At 67.0% G+C, this 17,029-nt stretch carries 16 protein-coding genes and 1 tRNA gene; 10 read left to right on the forward strand and 7 right to left on the reverse strand.

What is annotated here, in order from left to right; all coding sequences use genetic code 11:
- The first annotated feature begins 119 nt into the window (after positions 1-119).
- The 3 genes from K0O64_RS19045 to K0O64_RS19055 are packed head-to-tail and all read left to right on the forward strand — an operon-like array spanning position 120 to position 2,733.
- Positions 120-596 carry a MarR family winged helix-turn-helix transcriptional regulator gene (locus tag K0O64_RS19045; RefSeq protein ID WP_220045654.1) on the forward strand — a complete coding sequence of 159 codons (477 nt, stop codon included), beginning with the start codon at positions 120-122 and terminating at the stop codon, positions 594-596.
- A gap of 22 nt (positions 597-618) precedes the next feature.
- Entirely contained in the window at positions 619-1,830 is a 1,212-nt protein-coding gene (locus K0O64_RS19050) for an MFS transporter (protein WP_220045655.1), read from the forward strand.
- A 30-nt stretch (positions 1,831-1,860) separates the two neighbouring features.
- Positions 1,861-2,733, forward strand: a complete 873-nt coding sequence (locus tag K0O64_RS19055) for a TIGR03619 family F420-dependent LLM class oxidoreductase (RefSeq protein ID WP_220045656.1) — start codon at positions 1,861-1,863, stop codon at positions 2,731-2,733.
- Between the two features lie 4 nt (positions 2,734-2,737).
- Here the strand turns inward: K0O64_RS19055 and K0O64_RS19060 are convergent, their stop codons facing one another.
- Together K0O64_RS19060 and K0O64_RS19065 are read right to left on the reverse strand one after the other, a co-directional pair.
- Entirely contained in the window at positions 2,738-3,625 is an 888-nt protein-coding gene (locus tag K0O64_RS19060) for a bestrophin family protein (RefSeq protein ID WP_220045657.1), read from the reverse strand.
- Positions 3,626-3,641: 16 nt separating this feature from the next.
- A complete protein-coding gene (locus K0O64_RS19065) occupies positions 3,642-4,370 on the reverse strand; it encodes a VIT1/CCC1 transporter family protein (RefSeq protein ID WP_220045658.1) in 729 nt (242 codons plus the stop codon).
- A 101-nt stretch (positions 4,371-4,471) separates the two neighbouring features.
- On the opposite strand from K0O64_RS19065, the gene K0O64_RS19070 reads away from it, so the two are divergent.
- From K0O64_RS19070 to K0O64_RS19090, 5 genes are all read left to right on the forward strand, one after another.
- A complete protein-coding gene (locus tag K0O64_RS19070; RefSeq protein WP_220045659.1) occupies positions 4,472-6,391 on the forward strand; it encodes an acyl-CoA dehydrogenase family protein in 1,920 nt (639 codons plus the stop codon).
- A gap of 98 nt (positions 6,392-6,489) precedes the next feature.
- The gene (locus K0O64_RS19075; RefSeq protein ID WP_220046509.1) at positions 6,490-7,146 is read left to right on the forward strand and encodes a hypothetical protein; all 657 of its coding nucleotides are present in this window, start codon (positions 6,490-6,492) and stop codon (positions 7,144-7,146) included.
- A complete protein-coding gene (locus K0O64_RS19080) occupies positions 7,143-7,721 on the forward strand; it encodes a cytochrome c oxidase subunit 3 (protein ID WP_096311776.1) in 579 nt (192 codons plus the stop codon). The genes K0O64_RS19075 and K0O64_RS19080 overlap by 4 nt, the downstream gene beginning before the upstream one ends.
- The gene (locus tag K0O64_RS19085; RefSeq protein ID WP_071943254.1) at positions 7,721-7,984 is read left to right on the forward strand and encodes a cytochrome C oxidase subunit IV family protein; all 264 of its coding nucleotides are present in this window, start codon (positions 7,721-7,723) and stop codon (positions 7,982-7,984) included. The genes K0O64_RS19080 and K0O64_RS19085 overlap by 1 nt, the downstream gene beginning before the upstream one ends.
- Positions 7,985-8,083: 99 nt before the next feature.
- Positions 8,084-9,475 carry an MBL fold metallo-hydrolase RNA specificity domain-containing protein gene (locus tag K0O64_RS19090; protein ID WP_096311777.1) on the forward strand — a complete coding sequence of 464 codons (1,392 nt, stop codon included), beginning with the start codon at positions 8,084-8,086 and terminating at the stop codon, positions 9,473-9,475.
- A gap of 9 nt (positions 9,476-9,484) precedes the next feature.
- Here the strand turns inward: K0O64_RS19090 and K0O64_RS19095 are convergent.
- Positions 9,485-9,557, reverse strand: a tRNA-Asn gene (locus tag K0O64_RS19095).
- A gap of 151 nt (positions 9,558-9,708) precedes the next feature.
- Between K0O64_RS19095 and K0O64_RS19100 the strand changes: the two genes are divergently transcribed.
- Positions 9,709-9,957: a hypothetical protein gene (locus K0O64_RS19100; protein ID WP_036344477.1), complete on the forward strand. Its 249-nt coding sequence runs from the start codon at positions 9,709-9,711 to the stop codon at positions 9,955-9,957.
- 73 nt (positions 9,958-10,030) lie between these two features.
- Here the strand turns inward: K0O64_RS19100 and K0O64_RS19105 are convergent, their stop codons facing one another.
- Genes K0O64_RS19105 through K0O64_RS19115 form a run of 3 tightly spaced genes read right to left on the reverse strand, consistent with a single transcriptional unit; the run spans position 10,031 to position 13,598 of the window.
- Positions 10,031-10,342, reverse strand: coding sequence for a DUF7155 family protein (locus K0O64_RS19105; RefSeq protein ID WP_071943250.1), 312 nt, complete (start codon positions 10,340-10,342; stop codon positions 10,031-10,033).
- A gap of 55 nt (positions 10,343-10,397) precedes the next feature.
- A complete protein-coding gene (gene dnaG, locus K0O64_RS19110; protein WP_071949712.1) occupies positions 10,398-12,320 on the reverse strand; it encodes a DNA primase in 1,923 nt (640 codons plus the stop codon).
- Positions 12,321-12,329: 9 nt separating this feature from the next.
- Entirely contained in the window at positions 12,330-13,598 is a 1,269-nt protein-coding gene (locus K0O64_RS19115; RefSeq protein ID WP_071949711.1) for a deoxyguanosinetriphosphate triphosphohydrolase, read from the reverse strand.
- Between the two features lie 44 nt (positions 13,599-13,642).
- On the opposite strand from K0O64_RS19115, the gene K0O64_RS19120 reads away from it, so the two are divergent.
- Positions 13,643-15,649: a TPM domain-containing protein gene (locus K0O64_RS19120; protein WP_096311779.1), complete on the forward strand. Its 2,007-nt coding sequence runs from the start codon at positions 13,643-13,645 to the stop codon at positions 15,647-15,649.
- Here K0O64_RS19120 and K0O64_RS19125 read toward each other — a convergent pair.
- Entirely contained in the window at positions 15,646-17,028 is a 1,383-nt protein-coding gene (locus K0O64_RS19125; protein WP_220045660.1) for a glycine--tRNA ligase, read from the reverse strand. The genes K0O64_RS19120 and K0O64_RS19125 overlap by 4 nt on opposite strands.
- Between the last annotated feature and the right edge of the window lies 1 nt (position 17,029).

Genomic DNA, 17,029 nt, shown 5'->3' on the forward strand with positions numbered 1-17,029 from the left:
CCGCCGCGGACTGCTCGTCGCCTCGACCTGCCGCGGTCAGGCGCTCCTGTGGACATGCTGTGAGAAAGCCCACGGGCCAGGCAGAAGACAACATAGTATTTCTATGTAAATATGGACGTATGAGTCCGACGCCCACCCAGGAACGACCCGGCGCCGCGTCCACCGACCAGACCGGCCTGGGTTCTGAGCTGCTGACTGTCGTCGCACGGCTCAATCGGCTGGCCACCCAGCGCATCCGGCTGCCGCTGCCCTGGGCGCAGGCCCGCCTGCTCGGCACCATCGACGACCAGGGCGAGGCCCGCATCTCCGATCTGGCCGAGCTCGATCACTGCTCCCAGCCGACGATGACCACCCAGGTGCGCCGACTCGAGGACGCCGGACTGGTCACCCGCACCCCCGACCCCGACGATGCGCGTGCCGTCCGCATCCGCATCACCCCGGCTGGTCAGACCATGCTGGCCCAAGTCCGCGCGGACCGCGCCGCGGTCATCGACCCGCGCATCGAGCGGCTTTCCGAAGAGGACCGCGAAACTCTGTCGGCTGCCGTCGAGGCGATCCGTCGCCTGCTCGACGACATCGACAGCTTTCCCCAATAAGTAGTAAGGAGTGAGGCCACTCATGTGGCGCCAACCCAAGGCCGTCTGGGCCGTCGCATTCGCATCCGTCGTCGCCTTCATGGGCATCGGACTCGTCGACCCAATCCTCAAACCCATCGCCGACAATCTCAATGCCACACCGTCACAGGTGTCGCTGCTGTTCACCAGCTATATGGCCGTCATGGGTGTGGCCATGCTCGTCACCGGCGTGGTGTCCAGCCGCATCGGCCCGAAGCGCACGCTGCTGCTCGGTCTGGTGATCATCATCGCCGGCGCCGGACTGGCCGGGATGAGCGACACCGTGATGGGCATCGTCGGCTGGCGCGCACTGTGGGGATTGGGCAACGCGCTGTTCATCGCGACCGCGCTGGCCACCATCGTCAGCTCGGCGCGCGGCTCGGTGGCCCAGGCCATCATTCTGTACGAAGCCGCGCTGGGCCTGGGCATCGCGGTCGGCCCACTGGTCGGCGGCGTGCTGGGTGGAATCTCTTGGCGCGGGCCGTTTTTCGGGGTGTCGGCGTTGATGGCCCTCGCACTCGTGGTGACGGCGGTGCTGTTGCCTGAGACGCCCCGTCCGCAACGGATGACGACGCTGGCAGACCCGTTCCGCGCGCTGCGTCACCGCGGCCTGCTCGGCGTGGCCATCACCGCGCTGCTGTACAACTTCGGCTTCTTCACGCTGCTGGCGTTCACGCCGTTCCCGCTCGACATGAACGCACACCAGATCGGCCTGATCTTCTTCGGCTGGGGCCTGGCACTGGCGTTCACCTCGGTAGTGGTTGCCCCGAAGCTGCAGCACCGATTCGGCACTGTGCGGGTGCTGCTGGTGAACCTGCTGTGCTTCTCGGCGCTGCTGGTCGTGATGGCGCTCGGCACCGACAACAAGACCATCCTCGCCGCCTGCGTGGTGATCGCCGGCCTGTTCATCGGCGTCAACAACACGCTGATCACCGAAACCGTCATGAAGGCCGCGCCGGTCGAACGCGGTGTGGCGTCGGCGGCCTACAGCTTCATGCGGTTCGGTGGCGCCGCGGTCGCCCCGTGGCTGGCCGGTGTGCTCGGCGAGCGGGTCAGCGTGCACCTGCCGTTCTGGGTCGGCGCCGGTGCGGTGCTGCTCGGCGCCGGTGTGCTGGCGATGTCGAGCCGGCATCTGAGCGCTATTGACACGGAGGAAGATGAGCTCGAGGAGATCACCGATCAGGCCACCGCGGTGACCGTCGGCAGCGAAAGCTGAGCGACGCGGGGGCCGACCCCGAGGAGAACGATGCAGTTCTGGTGCGGCACCCCGTTCATGAAGACGACGGAATCTCTGGCAGTCGCCCGCATGGTCGACGACGCCGGCTACGACGGCATGATCTGCGCCGATCACCTGATCTATCCGCGGGATCTGCGTTCGCCGTACCCGTCACCGACCGGCAAGCCAGGCTGGCAGCCGGAGACCGCGTGGCCCGACACCTGGGTGATGATCGGAGCGATGGCGGCGGTGACGACGCGCCTGCGCTTCTCCAACGCGGTCTACGTCGCACCCGCCCGCCCGCTGATCGAAGTCGCCAAGGTGGTGGCCACCGCCGCATCGCTGTCCGACGGCCGGGTCTCCCTGGGCGTCGGAATCGGTTGGATGCGTGAGGAATACGAGCTGCTGGGTCAGGAGTTCGGCAACCGCGGCAAGCGTCTGGACGAGATGATCCCCGCGCTGCGGGCACTGTGGCAGGGCGGCTGGGTGTCGTGGAGCGGCCGGTACTACGAGGTGCCCGAGATGATGATCGAGCCGCATCCGCCGCAGCCGGTGCCCATCCTGTGTGGCGGCGAATCCGACGCGGCCCTGCGGCGCGCCGCAGCCCTGTGTGACGGCTGGATCGGCACGGCCTACACGTTCGACGACGCGAAAGCCTACGTGTCCAAGCTGGATGCACTACGCCGCGAATTCGGCCGCGCGGACCAACCTTTCGAGATCATGCTGGCGTTGATGGATCCGCCGTCGCCGGACCTTTACAAGCGCGCCGAAGACATCGGCATCACCGCGGTGATGTGCGCCCCATGGATGACCGACCCGGCCGTCGCAGCAGACGGAGACGTCGAACGCTACCGCGGCCCGATCGAGCGATTCGCCGAATCGGTTGTCGCCGAATGTCGCTGAGCACTCACATCCAGATGGTGGCGTTGGCGCTTTCCCGGGGCTGAGCCAGCGGGTGATCCTTTCCCAGTAAGTCGCCGGTGATGACGGCACAGAACCGGTACATCGCGATGTCAAAGATCCCGTTGTGCATGGGCTGCTCGATGAAATGGCCGAGTCGTTCGGCCCCGATGAACACCGCCATCAGCAGCAGGCCGATGGTCACACCGGCGTACGGATGAGATGAGCCGTCCAACCGGCTGAAGGCCATGATCGCGAAGAACCAGGCCAGCCCGCGGATGAACACCTCGTACTGCAGCGGGATCGGTTCGTTGCGGATGCGTTCCAGACCGCTTTGGGCCGTGACGAGTGCGGTGTTGACGCTCATCAGCATCACCCGGGCCTGATTGTCGATGTGGCCCTCGGCCGACAGGGTTTGGATGTCGACGGCCTGGCGGGTCATCAGATCGGTGGCGCCGATGTCCGCGGGATCCTCGGGCGTGAGATCGTCGACGCCTGGCACCGCAGGAATCTTGCGCAGGTCGGCAGCCAGCTGCCAGGCGTAGCGCACCTGGCGTCGACGCATCCGACTCACGATCTCTGCCATCCCCGGGGCGCCGGAGTCGACGGAGCACAGGGTGTTGTAGGTGGCGCGCGAGTTGATGATGACGTTGCCCCACAGCGTGCGGGCCTCCCACCACCGGTTGTAGGCGGTGGTGTTGCGAAAACCGATGAACACCGACGCGCCGATACCCAACACCGACAGCACGGCCGAGGCGTAGTCGATCTGGGTGGGGTCCGGGATGGGGATCAGGATGGCGGCTACCACGACGATCGCCAGCAGATCCCAGCGCAGCTGCCACCACACGAGACCGGAAACCTTGAGCGGGCCCAGCTTCCCGACGCTACGGATCACCGCGTCAGCGTATTGCTCACAGCGCCGCGTCGACGAGATTTCCGACCGCGTAGGTCGCCGCGATCGCGATGGCCCCGAACATCAGCTGCCGCCCGGCGCCGAACCAGACCGATCCCTTGGTGAAGCGAGCGGCCACCGCACCCGCCACCACCAACCCGACCGCGCTGCACACCAGACCGAGCCACAGCTTCTCGGCGCCGAACAGATACGGCAGCAGCGGAATGACAGCGCCGACGGCGAACATCACGAACGACGAGATCGCGGCAATCACCGGCGACGGCTTCTCGCGAGGATCGACACCCAACTCCTGCGCCAGGTGGAAGTGCACCGCCTGCTCCTCGTCGCGGTGAATCTCCTCGGTGGCCTGCCGGGCGGTGGTCTCGGACATCCCCATGTCCATCAACATCGACACGAGTTCGTCCCGTTCGGCGTGCGGATGCCGCTCGAACGACCGCCGTTCGATGCGCACCTGGGAGTCGATCTGCTCGTTGGCGGTGGTGACGGATGTAAATTCGCCGAGCGCCATCGAAAACGCGCCCGCGAGCAGCCCGGCCACCCCGCTCAGTACCACCGTGTGGGCCCCGCCGCCGGCCGCGACCCCGGCGATCAGAGCGCTGTTGGAGACCAAACCGTCCATCGCGCCGAACGTCGCCGCACGCAGCCAGCCTCCGGTGACGTCGGGATGGGAGTGGTCGATGTCGTGGGGTAGGTGGCCCGGCGCGACCTCCCCCTCGGGCTCGGACATACCGCCATTCAACGCCGGCCTGTCAGGTCACATCGACTCAGGTTTACCTGCGTTTGCCACATCCGCGTTTGCCAAATCGGTTGCGGGGATACCTTCATGCCATGACCACCACTGCGGAGCACCTTCGCAACGCCCTCGACGGCCGTTGGCGAGACGTCAAGAACGCCGTGCGCGCCGAACTCTCCACCGAAGTATTCCGGCCGCACTACACGCCCAACACCGTCATCGCCCGCGCGAAGGTGGCTGAGCAGATGAAGATCATGGCGGCCCACGGCGCCGCCGAGGACGGGTTCCGTAAAGAGCACGGCGGCAACGGAGACGTGGGAGCTGCGGTCACGCGCATCGAGATGCTCGCCATGTCGGACCTGTCGCTGATGGTCAAGGCGGGCGTGCAGTGGGGCCTGTTCGGCGGCGCCATCGAGAACCTGGGCACCGAGCGTCACCACAAGGCCTATGTGCAGCGCATCATCGACCTGGACCTGGTGGGCTGCTTCGGCATGACCGAGACCGGGCACGGCAGCGACGTTCAGTCCCTGGAGACCACCGCCACCTACGACCCGGCGACCCAGGAGTTCGTGATCAACTCCCCCACCCCGACGTCACGCAAGGACTACATCGGTGGAGCAGCCGAAACCGCCCGGGTGTCAGCAGTTTTCGCGCAGCTGATCACGAACGGCGAATCGCACGGGGTGCACTGTTTCGTGGTGCCGCTGCGCGACGAGGACGGTAACGATCTGCCCGGCATCACCACCTCGGACTGCCACTACAAGGGCGGCCTGCCGGGTGTCGACAACGGCAGGATCATGTTCGACAACGTCCGCATTCCGCGTGACAACCTGCTGAACAAGTACGGCGACGTCGCCGAGGACGGCACCTACTCCTCGCCGATCGAGAACGTGAACCGGCGCTTCTTCACGATGCTCGGGACGCTGATCCGCGGCCGTGTCACGGTCGGCGGCAGTGCCGCGGCCGCCGGACGGGTGGCCCTTGACATCGCTGTTCGATATGCGTTGCAGCGCAAGCAGTTCAGCGCGCCCGACGATGAGGGCGAGGTGCTGATCATGGATTACCTGGTGCACCAGCGCCGGCTCTTCCCGCTGATCGCACGCTCCTATGCGTTGCAGTTCGCCCAAAACGAATTGGTCGCCCGACTGCACGACCTGCAAACCGCGGACAATCCCGACACCGAGGAGCAACGCGAGCTGGAGTCCCGGGCGGCGGGGCTCAAGGCGGCCAACACCTGGCACACCAGCACCGCCATCCAGGAAGCCCGCGAAGCATGCGGCGGCGCAGGCTATCTCGCCGAGAACCGGTTGATCGCGCTGCGCGCCGACACCGATGTGTTCACCACCTTCGAAGGTGACAACCATGTGCTGACCCAGTTGGTGGCCAAGGAACTGCTGACCGCCTACGCCGACGACATCAAGGGCATGAGCCCGGTGGAGTGGGTCCGCTTCGCCGCCAACTTCGCCGGTGACCGGGTGCTGAAAAGGACTGCGGCCGAGACGATCATGCAGACCATCCTCGACTCGCGTCAGGACAACGAGGAGGAAGGCAGCCTGTTCAACCGCGGCACGCAGGTTCAGATGTTCGAGGACCGCGAGCAGTACCTGCTGTCCTCGGTGGCGCGTCGGCTACAGCGCAAATCCAAGGAGATGTCGGCGTTCGACGCCTTCAACTCCGTGCAGGACCACGTGCTGCACACCGCGAAGGCGCATATCGACCGGATCGTGCTCGAGGCGTTCGTCGCCGGTATCGACGCGTGCGAGGACGACGAGGCCCGGAGCATCCTCGGGATGGTGTGCGACCTCTATGCCCTGTCGGTGATCGAGGACGACAAGGCGTGGTTCATCGAGCACCGGTTCCTGTCGACCGAGCGCGCCAAAGCCGTCACCCGGGGCATCAACCAACGCTGCCGCGACCTGCGGCCGCACGCCGAACTGCTCGTCGACGGCTTCGGAATCCCCGAACAGCTGCGCTACGCGGAGATGCTGCACCCGGAGAACATCCTCAACGACTAGCAGTTTTGACAATTTTGACAAAACAGCGGGTTTGAGGCGGTAACGTCGCCGCCGTGGAGCTCAGGCTGCAGCGCATCGGCGCGTGGTGCGGAACGATCATGATCCTGCTGTACGGCACCTGCATGTCGGGATTGGCGCGGCTGTTCCCGCCGATCTCGCCGGTGTGGTCGCCGACGGAAGTCACCGAGTTCTTCGTCGACCACAAGATCTGGATCCGCATCGGCATCGCCGGCTGTCTGCTCACCTCGGTGATCGCGCTGCCGTTCCTGGCGACCATCGTGCTGCGCATCCGCCGGATCGAAGGGCAGTGGGGCATGCTCTCGATGACGCAGTTGTTCGCGGCGACGATTTTCGTTCCCGCACTGCTGTTTCCGTTCCTGGTGCTGGCGGCCGCGGCGTTCCGCCCCGAGGGCAGGTCACCGGAGATCACGCAGGCGCTCAACGATGTGTTCTGGCTGATGTTCATCGGCATCGTCGGCACGATCATCGTGCAGAACATCACGCTGGCGATCGCGTCGTTCATCGACAAGACCGAACCGCAGACGTTCCCACGCTGGTACGGCTACCTCAACCTGTGGGTGGCACTCCTGTCGCTGCCGGGGTGTGTGGTGGTGGTGTTCAACGACGGGCCGCTGGCCTGGCACGGGGTGTTCGCGTTCTACATCCCCGGTTTCGCGTTGGTGGTGTGGCTGTTCGCCACCACCTATGTGCTCAACCGCGGCATCAAGGCTCAGCAGCGCGCCGAACACGCATGACGGCGGCCTCAGCCACTACCGGCCGTCGTATCCCGGGCGAAGCGGGCACGTGGGTCTTCCTGCTGGGCGACATGCTGGTATTCGCGGCGTTCTTCGCGACGTTCATGGTCGAAAGATCAAAAGCGCCAGAGGTTTTCGACGCAGCCCGCAAGACGCTGCACGTCAACATCGGGCTGGTCAACACCCTGGTGCTGCTGACCAGCTCGCTGTTCGTGGTGGCGGCGATCGGCGCGCTGCGCACCGGTTTGCGCTCCACTGCCGCGCAGGCCCTGGTGACCGCGGCCGGCTGCGGCGTGGTGTTCGTGGCGCTGAAGGTGACCGAGTACGTCCTGCTGGTTCAGGACGGGCACACCGCGGGCGTCAACCACTTCTACCTGTATTACTTCATCCTCACCGGGTTGCACCTGCTGCACGTCTGCATCGGCATCCTGGTGCTGGTGTTGATGCTGACCCAGACGCGGCGCACCGAGCTGTCGGCGACCCGGCTGGCGGTGATCGAGGGCGGCGGCTGCTTCTGGCATCTGGTCGACCTGCTGTGGATTGTCCTGTTCCCACTCCTGTACCTGGTGAGCTGATGCTGGCCTTGATGCGTAACCGCGCCGGCGTGAGCTGGCTGATTCTGGTGGCCGCCACGCTGGCATCGTTCGCCCTGGGCGCCGACCACGGCACCGGGTCTTTGGTCGCGGTCGCGGTGCTGGCCATCGCCGCGATCAAGGTGCGACTGGTCGGCCTGGACTTCATGGAGTTGCGGCACGCACCGATCCCGCTGCGGGTGGCCTTCGAGGTGTACTGCGTCGCGTTGTGGGCTCTGCTGTCCGGTGTGTATCTGTGGCTCTGACGGCGTCTCAGCGAACGGCGCGCACCAGGGCCACAAGTCACCACCTTGCGTGACCCGTCATCATCTCGGAACCGGCGGTGTCTCTGAGAGACTGACGTCATGCCTGGTGAGAGCCGATCGCACGACGTTGAACTCAGCTTGCGCAGCCTTGGCGCAGCCGGCACGGTCACCGGATCCAAACACCTGTTGGAAGCCGGCGGCAAGCGAATCCTGGTGGACTGCGGGCTGTTTCAGGGCGTGAAGAACTTGCGCGAGCTGAACTGGGAACCTCTGGCGGTCGACCCGTCGAGCATCGATGCGGTGATCGTGACCCACGCTCACCTCGATCACACCGGTTACCTGCCACGGTTGGTGCGCGACGGCTTCAGCGGGCCGATCCTGTCCACCCCCGCCACCGCCGCCGTCGCCGAGATCATCCTGCGGGACAGCGCCTACCTGCAGGAGCGAGACGCCGCCTTCCTCAACAAGCACAAGGCCACCAAGCACCATCCCGCGCTGCCGCTGTATGACAGCGAGGACGCCCGACGGGCGATGGAGCTGTTCGATACCCATCCGTTCGGCAGCGAGTTCGCTGCGCCCGACGACGGGCCTGCGGTCACATTCCGCCGAGCCGGACACATTCTGGGGGCGGCGACGGTCGAGGTGCGGTGGCACGGCCGCAGCATCGTGTTCACCGGAGACTTGGGGCGCTACGACGACCCGATCATGCTCGATCCCGACCCGGTGACCGCCGCCGACTACCTGGTGATGGAGTCGACCTACGGGGATCGCCTGCACGATCGAGCCGACCCCGCCGACGCCCTCGCCGACGTCATCGACGCGACGGTGGCGCGTGGCGGCACCGTGGTGATACCGGCGTTCGCGGTGGGTCGGGCTCAGACGCTGCTCTACTACCTGTGGCAGCTGCGCTCCGCGGGCCGGCTGCCGGACATCCCGGTGTACCTGGACAGCCCGATGGCGATCAACGCGAGCGACCTATTGGGCACTTATCGCGATGACCACCGCCTGCGCCCGCAGGTCTACGAGGCGATGTGCGCCATGGTGACGTACACCCGCGAACCCGAGCAGTCGATGCAGATCTCGGCCAGCCGTGCACCGAAGATCGTGATCTCGGCCAGCGGGATGGCCACCGGCGGCAGGATTCTGCACCATTTGAAGGCGTTCGCACCCGATCCGCGGAACACGATCATGGTGACCGGCTACCAGGTGCCGGGTACCCGCGGTGCAGCCATTGCCGCCGGCCAGCGCTACGTCAGGATCTACGGCGAATGGGTCCCGATCAAAGCCCAGGTGGCCAACCTCGCGATGTTGTCCGCGCACGCCGACGCCGACGAGCTCATCCGCTGGGCCTCCGGCTTCACTACGCCGCCGCGAGAGGTGTTCGTGGTGCACGGTGAACCCCAGCCGGCCGATACCATGCGGACCCGCCTGGACCGCGAATTTGGTTGGCAAGCAACGGTTCCGAGGCCGAATCAACTATTCAGCCTGTGACAGTCCTTGCTCCCCCGGATGGACTCGAACCATCAACCGTCCGATTAACAGTCGGAAGCTCTGCCAATTGAGCTACAGGGGACTATCTGCTGCCCACGTGAGCGCTCTTGCGCTGTTGCGGGCCGGAGAGTGACTCTAGCTTACCGGGGACTCCGGATGCCAAACCGGCGGGCGAGCGCCAACACAGGTACGTCAGGCAGGATGGGGAGGCGAGCTTTCAGGAAGGGAACGCAGTGATTCAGTATTTGGCCGTGCTCGGCGTTGGTTACGTGTTGGGCACCAAGGCCGGCCGCAAGCGCTATGAGCAGATCGTCGGCACGTATCGAGCCATCACTGACAATCCCGCCACGAAAACCGTGATCGACGCCGGACGCCGCAAACTCGCCGACCGGGTATCACCGGACCCGGACCCCAAAATGGTCACACTCACCGAGATCGACGCGAACACCACCGTGGTGGAACCACAGCGGTCGGAGAAGTAGACACGACGAAATCGACCTGACGGTCGTCAAATCGCGCGGATTCACAGCCCTCAGGTCGATCTCGACCCAGGAATTAGCCCAGCGGGATGCTGATGGTCTGACCCGGCAGCAGCGGGCCCGTGCTGACACCGATACCACCACCGGGCATCGAGCCCGCGTCGGGACCGTAGACGCCGAACTGCGGCGTGCCGATGCTCACGTTGTTGTTCGAGTACGACAGGCACTGGCCGTCGCCGCGCGAACCGAACCAGGCCAGGCAGGTGCCGCCGGGATTCGCCGAAGCCGTCGGAGCCTCCAGTGCGGCCAGGGCCGGCACCGCCGCCGCAGCCACGGCAAGCGCACCGAAGGTGGCGATACGCCGGGCACGAGTGTTCGCGGTAGTCATATCTGACCTTTCGCCGGAGACAGGCAGCACGTTAACCATAACCCGATGGCAGTTTTCACGCAGTGAGGTCGTCGCCGCTGGCCTGTTCCAGCAGGCTGCGCCGATACGCCTCCAGCGCCACCAGGTCGCCGAACAGCGCGTGATACTCGTCGCCCTGCTCAACCGGCGACATCCGCTGCAGCTTGGACTTGACCTCGGCGACCTGCCGGCCCACCCAGACCTCCTGCAGCCGGGCGAGCACACCGCCGATGTAGCGGGGCAGTTTCTCCTCCTCGTCGACCCGAATCGTCTCCACACCGAGCTCGGTGATCAGACCTTCGGTCAGCGGCGCGCCGGCCTGTTCGCGCACCTTGTCGATCCACTGGGCACCGATGACGCCCGAGGACGTCCCGCCGGCCGCTTCGATCGCGGTGCGCACCGCGGCGTATCCGGGATGGGTGAAGCTCTCGACGGTCAGTGAATCGAATACCGGTCCGGACAGCGCCGGGTACTGCAGTGCGGCCTTGAGCGCCTCGCGCTGCGGCCACAGCGTCGGGTCCCGCGGGTCGGGTCGGCGAGCCCCGGCGTCCGCGGCCTTGGGGCGCGCCGCGCGCCGGTTGTCCCGGCCGGCCGGCTTGTGACCGGCTTCCTCACGAACTCGGGCGATCACCTGGGCGACGTCGTCCCATCCCACCCAGCCGGCGAGCTGACGGGCGTATTCGTCGCGCAGTGTCGGGTCCTTGATCTGGGCGACCATCGGCACGCAGCGCCGCAGCGCCGCGACCCGGCCCTCGGCGGAGTCCAGGTCGTGCTCGGCCAAGGCGGTGCGGATCGCGAACTCGAACAGCGGTGTGCGCCGCGCCACCAGATCGCGCAGCGCGCCGTCGCCCTGCGCCAACCGCAGATCGCACGGGTCCATGCCGTCGGCGGCCACCGCCACGAAGCTCTGCCCGGCGAGGTTCTGCTCCCCCGCGAACGCCTTGAGCGCGGCCGCGCGCCCGGCCGCGTCGCCGTCGAAGACGTAGATCAGCTCGCCGCGGAAGAACTTGTCGTCCATCATCAGCCGCCGCAGCATCGACAGGTGCTCGTCGCCGAACGCCGTGCCGCACGAGGCGACCGCGGTGGTGACGCCGGCCAGATGCATGGCCATCACGTCGGTGTAGCCCTCGACGACAACGGCCTGATGACCCTTGGCGATGTCCCGCTTGGCCAGATCGATGCCGAACAACACGTTGGACTTCTTGTAGAGCACGGTCTCGGGGGTGTTGACGTACTTCGCCTCGATCTGATCATCGGGGAAGATGCGGCGCGCACCGAATCCGACGGTCTCGCCGCTGGCGGTCCGGATCGGCCACAGCAGCCTGCGGTGGAACCGGTCGATCGGGCCGCGGCGGCCCTCCCGCGACAGTCCGGCCGCTTCGAGTTCCTTGAACTCGAAGCCCTTGCGGATCAGATGCTTGGTCAACGAATCCCAGCCCGAGGGCGCGAAGCCGCAGCCGAACTGGCGGGCCGCGGCGGCATCGAAATTGCGCTCGGTCAGGTACTGCCGCGCCGGTGCGGCTTCCTCGGATTCCAGTGCGGCAGCGTAGAACTCCTGCGCGGCGGCGTTGGCGGCGATCAGCCGGCTGCGGCTGCCGCGGTCACGCTGGACGCTTGTGCCGCCGCCGCTGTAGCTGACGGTGTAGCCGATCCGATCCGCGAGGACCTCGACGGCTTCGACGAAGCTGACGTGTTCGATCTTCTGGATGAACGCGTAGACGTCGCCGCCCTCGCCGCAGCCGAAGCAGTGGAAGTGCCCGTGGTTCGGGCGCACATGGAATGACGGCGACTTCTCGTCGTGGAACGGACACAGGCCCTTCATCGAGTCGGCGCCGGCCCGACGCAGCTGAACGTAGTCGCCGACGACGTCTTCGATGCGGACCTGGTCGCGGATCGCGGCGATATCGCGTTCGGGGATGCGGCCCTTTCGGTCCCCACCTCCGCTCACCGCTGTCGTCATCGGCACAGTCTAGGACTCGCGGGCGTCGGCGATGTGCGCGTCGATGCGCTCCACCCGACCCTCGGTGAAGGACGCGAGCTGGTCGACGACGACGCGCATCCGGGCGGCGTCATCGGCGGCCGCGGTGAACTCCGGGGCGAACACCGGATCCAGTGTCGCGGGCGCGCCATCGAGCAGCCACGTCGCCACCCGGTGGATCCGTTCCCGTTGCCGCGCCTGCAGTTCGAGGTGCCGCGGGTCGGACATGATGAACTGCAGCGCCAACGTCTTGAGCAGTGCCACCTCGGCGCGGACCGTCGCGGGCACCTGCAGATCGGCCTGGTAGCGGACCAGCGGCTGCGGCCCGGCCACCTCGTGGGTCAGGCGGACCGCCGCCGAGGCGAACCGGCCCACCAGCTCACTGGTCAGCCGCTTGAGCGCCACCGATGCCGCCAGCGTCCCGTCGTACTTGCCGACGCCGGCCACCACCGGCAGCTCGGACAACCGCTGCGCGGCGGCTTCCAGCTCGGCGGCCGCGACCGTGGTCGACTCCCCCAGCGTGCCCAGCGCGGCGGCGGCATCGGCATCGGCCAGCACCCGCAGGTCGATGCGGCCGGACACCACACCGTCCTCGACGTCGTGCACGGAGTACGCCACGTCGTCGGCCCAGTCCATCACCTGGGATTCCAGGCACGGGCGGCGCGAGGGCGCCGCGCCGCGCACCCACTCGGCCAGCGTCCGGTCGTCTTCGTAGAAGCCGAACTTACGCACGCCGGGCTCGCGGAACCACGGATACTTGGTGACGGCGTCGAGCCCCGCCCGCGTCAGGTTCAGGCCGACGCTACGCCCTTGTGCGTCAAGTACTTTCGGCTCGATACGGGTGAGGATGCGGAAGTTCTGGGCGTTGCCCTCGAAGCCGCCGCAGGCGGCGGCGAACTCGTCGAGCGCGCGCTCGCCGTTGTGGCCGTACGGCGGATGCCCGATGTCGTGGGCCAGGCCGGCCATGTCGACGAGGTCGGGATCGCACCCCAGCGGCAGCGCCATCCCCCGCCCGATCTGGGCCACCTCGAGCGAATGTGTGAGCCGGGTGCGGGGGTTCTCGCTCTCCCGCGGGCCGACCACCTGAGTCTTGTCCGCCAGCCGGCGAAGAGCGGCACAGTGCAGCACGCGTGCACGGTCGCGAGCGAAGTCGGTGCGATGCTCCGTCGACGTACCGGGCAGCCCGGCAGTCTTCGGCGGCTCGTGCACCACCCGCTCACGGTCGGCCTCGTCGTAGTGGCCGTGCTCATTCGTCGTCACCGACGCACAGTCTGCCAGCACCGGCCCTACTACATTTGACGGTCATGCGCCTCGCTCGTCTGCTCAGCCTGCTCGTGGCCATCCTGACGACCGCCGCTCTGGTGGCACCGGCCGCCACGGCCGAGCCGCCGTTTCGGCTGCCCGACTACGTCACCGACAACTCCGGCGTCCTGAGTGGCGGCCAGATCGCCAATGTGCAGGCCGCCGTCGACACGCTCTACCGCGACCGGCACGTCCGGCTGTGGGTGGTTTTCGTCGACTCGTTCGCACCCAAGTCCGCCGTCGGCTGGACCGAGGAAACCCGGCTGGCCAGCGATCTGAGCGATCAGGACGCGATCCTGGCGGTCGCGACGTCGCAACGCTCGTACGCCTTCCTGGTGCCCAGCGCAGCGGCCGGCGGCGCCAAGATCGACGACCTGCGTCACGACAAGATCGAGCCCGCGCTACACAGCGGCGACTGGGCCGGTGCGGCGGTTGCGGCGGCCGACGGATTGGCGGCGAAGAACACCGGCGGTGTCGGCGGGTTCTCGCTGCTGCCGCTGGTCATCATTCTGGCGGTCATCGTGCTGGCGGTCGTGGTGCTGCTGTTGTGGAGCCGCCGGCGCCGCCGTAAGCGCCACGAAGCCGAGGTTGCCGCCGCCAAGCGGGTGGACCCCACCGACCCCAATGCCCTGGCGTCGGTTCCGCTCGACGCCCTCGACGATCTGTCCCGCTCGATCGTCGTCGACGTCGACAACGCCGTACGCACCAGCTCCAACGAATTGGTCTTGGCGACAGAGGAATTCGGCGACCAGCAGACGCAACCGTTCACCCGTGCCGTCGACAACGCCAAAGCCACGCTGCAGCAGGCGTTCAACGTGCGTCAGCAACTCGACGACGCGGTTCCCGAGACGCCGGCCCAGCGCCGCGATCTGCTGACCCGGGTGATCGTTGCCGCAGCCCGGGCCAACCGCGAGCTGGAAGCCCAGAACCAGGCGTTCCACCAATTGCGCGATCTCGTCATCAACGCCCCCGACCGGCTCGACGCACTCACCCAGAAGCTGGTCGATGTCAGCGCCCGCATCGATCCCGCCCAGCAGACGCTGACCCAGCTGCATACCGAGTTCGCCGAGTCGGCGCTGGCCTCGGTGGCCCGCAACGTCGGCGCCGCCAAGGAGCGGCTGGACTTCGCCGACCATTCGATCAGCCGGGCCCGCGAGCTGGTGGCCAAGCCGGTCGCCGGCGAGCAGAGCGAATTGGTCGACTGCGTGCGCGGCGCAGAAGCCGCCCTGCAGCAAGCAAATTCGATGCTCGACGCAGTCGACAGTGCGGCCAGCGACATCAGGCGCGCCGTCGCCACCCTGCCCGCGGCGATCGCTGACACTCAGCAGGGCATCAATCAGGCCGTCGCCCAGTTGACCCAGGGCGGGCTGTCCAATGCCGCCGAGCTGACCGCGGCCCGCGACGCCGCGGTCAAGGCGGTCACCGCCGCGCAGACCGACGGGTCGGCAGACCCGCTGGGGGCGTTCACCCAGCTGACCCAGGCCGACGCGGACCTGGACCGGCTGTTGGCCACCGTCGCCGAGGAACGCGAGAACGCCGAGCGGCTGGGCCGGTCCTACGACCAGGCGCTGTTCACCGCGCAATCGCGGGTGCGGTCGGTGTCGGACTACATCGACACCCGCCGCGGCAGCGTCGGGCCCGAGGCCCGCACCCGCCTCAACGAGGCAGTGCGACAACTAGAAGCCGCACAGGCCAAGCGCAAGACCAACGTCACCGAGGCGATCGCCCATGCCAACGGCGCGTCGATGTTGGCCGCGCAGGCTCAGCAGCTGGCCAACACCGACGTGCAGAACGCCCAGCGGACGTATATGAATCACTATGGCGGCGTTGGCGCTTCGTCGAACATGGGCGCCGTGATCGGCGGCATCATCCTCGGCAACATCTTGTCCGGCGGTATGCGCGGCGGCTTCGGCGGCGGTTGGAGCGGCGGCGGGTGGTCGTCGACGACGTTCGGCGGATCCTCGGGCGGCGACGGCGGCGGGATGCTGGGCGGCGGCGGCCGCTTCTAACCCTTCAGCCTGGTGGCCAGGTAGTCGACCACCGAGTCGATGCCGATGCGCTCCTGGGTCATCTGGTCGCGCTCGCGCACGGTGACCGCGTGATCCTCGAGGGTGTCGAAGTCGACGGTCACGCAGTACGGCGTTCCGATCTCGTCCTGGCGACGGTAGCGGCGGCCGATCGCGCCGGCGTCGTCGAACTCGATGTTCCAGTTCTTGCGCAACTCCGCGGCGAGGTCCTTGGCCTTGGGGCTGAGGTCGGCGTGCCGGGATAGCGGCAGCACCGCGGCCTTCACGGGCGCCAGCCGCGGGTCCAGCCGCAGCACCGTGCGCTTGTCCACCCCGCCCTTGGCGTTGGGCGCCTCGTCCTCGGCGTAGGCGTCGACGAGGAACGCCATGAACGAACGGGTAAGTCCCGCAGCGGGTTCGATGACATACGGGATGTAGCGGGTGTCGGCGGCCTGGTCGTAGAACGACAGGTCGGTGCCGGAATGCTGCGAGTGCGTCTTGAGGTCGAAATCGGTGCGGTTGGCGATGCCTTCGAGCTCACCCCACGGGTTGCCCTGGAAGCCGAACTTGTACTCGATGTCGGTGGTGCCCGCCGAGTAGTGCGACAGCTTCTCCTGGGGATGCACGAAGAGGCGCAGGTTGTCGCGATTGATGCCGAGGTCGATGTACCACTGCAGCCGCGTGTCGATCCAGTACTGGTGCCACTCGGGTGCACTGGCCGGCTCGACGAAGAACTCCATCTCCATCTGCTCGAACTCGCGGGTGCGGAAGATGAAGTTGCCCGGGGTGATCTCGTTGCGGAAGCTCTTGCCGATCTGGCCGATGCCGAACGGCGGCTTCTTGCGCGACGTCGTGACCACGTTGGCGAAGTTCACGAAGATGCCCTGCGCGGTCTCGGGCCGCAGGTAGTGCAGGCCTTCCTCGGACTCGATCGGACCGAGGTAGGTCTTGAGCATCATGTTGAATTCGCGCGGCTCGGTCCACTGGCCTTTGGTGCCGCAGTCGGGGCAGACGATCTCGGTCATCGCGACCGATTCGGGATCGTCGATGCCCTTCTTCTCGGCGTACGCCTCCTGGAGGTGATCCTGGCGATGCCGCTTGTGGCAGTTCAGGCACTCGATGAGCGGGTCGTTGAACACCTCGACGTGGCCGGAGGCCACCCACACCTCGCGCGGCAGGATGATTGAGCTGTCCAGGCCGACGACGTCGTCGCGGCCGGTCACCACCGAGCGCCACCACTGGCGCTTGATGTTCTCCTTGAGCTCCACACCCAGCGGCCCGTAGTCCCAGGCCGACTTGGTCCCGCCGTAGATCTCGCCGGCTGGATAGACCAAACCGCGACGCTTGGCCAGGTTGACGACGGAATCGATGACGGACGCCACG

The sequence above is a fragment of the Mycolicibacterium pallens genome (assembly GCF_019456675.1).
GTDB lineage: Bacteria > Actinomycetota > Actinomycetes > Mycobacteriales > Mycobacteriaceae > Mycobacterium > Mycobacterium crocinum.

What these genes read in the sequence shown, in the direction of transcription:
- K0O64_RS19045 (WP_220045654.1), top strand. Translation starts at nt 120, where the DNA reads ATGAGTCCGACGCCCACCCAGGAACGACCCGGCGCCGCGTCCACCGAC.
- K0O64_RS19080 (WP_096311776.1), top strand. Translation starts at nt 7,143, where the DNA reads ATGACGGCGGCCTCAGCCACTACCGGCCGTCGTATCCCGGGCGAAGCG.
- K0O64_RS19105 (WP_071943250.1), bottom strand. Translation starts at nt 10,342, where the DNA reads ATGACTACCGCGAACACTCGTGCCCGGCGTATCGCCACCTTCGGTGCG.
- K0O64_RS19065 (WP_220045658.1), bottom strand. Translation starts at nt 4,370, where the DNA reads ATGTCCGAGCCCGAGGGGGAGGTCGCGCCGGGCCACCTACCCCACGAC.
- K0O64_RS19055 (WP_220045656.1), top strand. Translation starts at nt 1,861, where the DNA reads ATGCAGTTCTGGTGCGGCACCCCGTTCATGAAGACGACGGAATCTCTG.
- dnaG (WP_071949712.1), bottom strand. Translation starts at nt 12,320, where the DNA reads ATGACGACAGCGGTGAGCGGAGGTGGGGACCGAAAGGGCCGCATCCCC.
- K0O64_RS19085 (WP_071943254.1), top strand. Translation starts at nt 7,721, where the DNA reads ATGCTGGCCTTGATGCGTAACCGCGCCGGCGTGAGCTGGCTGATTCTG.
- K0O64_RS19070 (WP_220045659.1), top strand. Translation starts at nt 4,472, where the DNA reads ATGACCACCACTGCGGAGCACCTTCGCAACGCCCTCGACGGCCGTTGG.
- K0O64_RS19075 (WP_220046509.1), top strand. Translation starts at nt 6,490, where the DNA reads ATGATCCTGCTGTACGGCACCTGCATGTCGGGATTGGCGCGGCTGTTC.
- K0O64_RS19050 (WP_220045655.1), top strand. Translation starts at nt 619, where the DNA reads ATGTGGCGCCAACCCAAGGCCGTCTGGGCCGTCGCATTCGCATCCGTC.
- K0O64_RS19090 (WP_096311777.1), top strand. Translation starts at nt 8,084, where the DNA reads ATGCCTGGTGAGAGCCGATCGCACGACGTTGAACTCAGCTTGCGCAGC.
- K0O64_RS19120 (WP_096311779.1), top strand. Translation starts at nt 13,643, where the DNA reads ATGCGCCTCGCTCGTCTGCTCAGCCTGCTCGTGGCCATCCTGACGACC.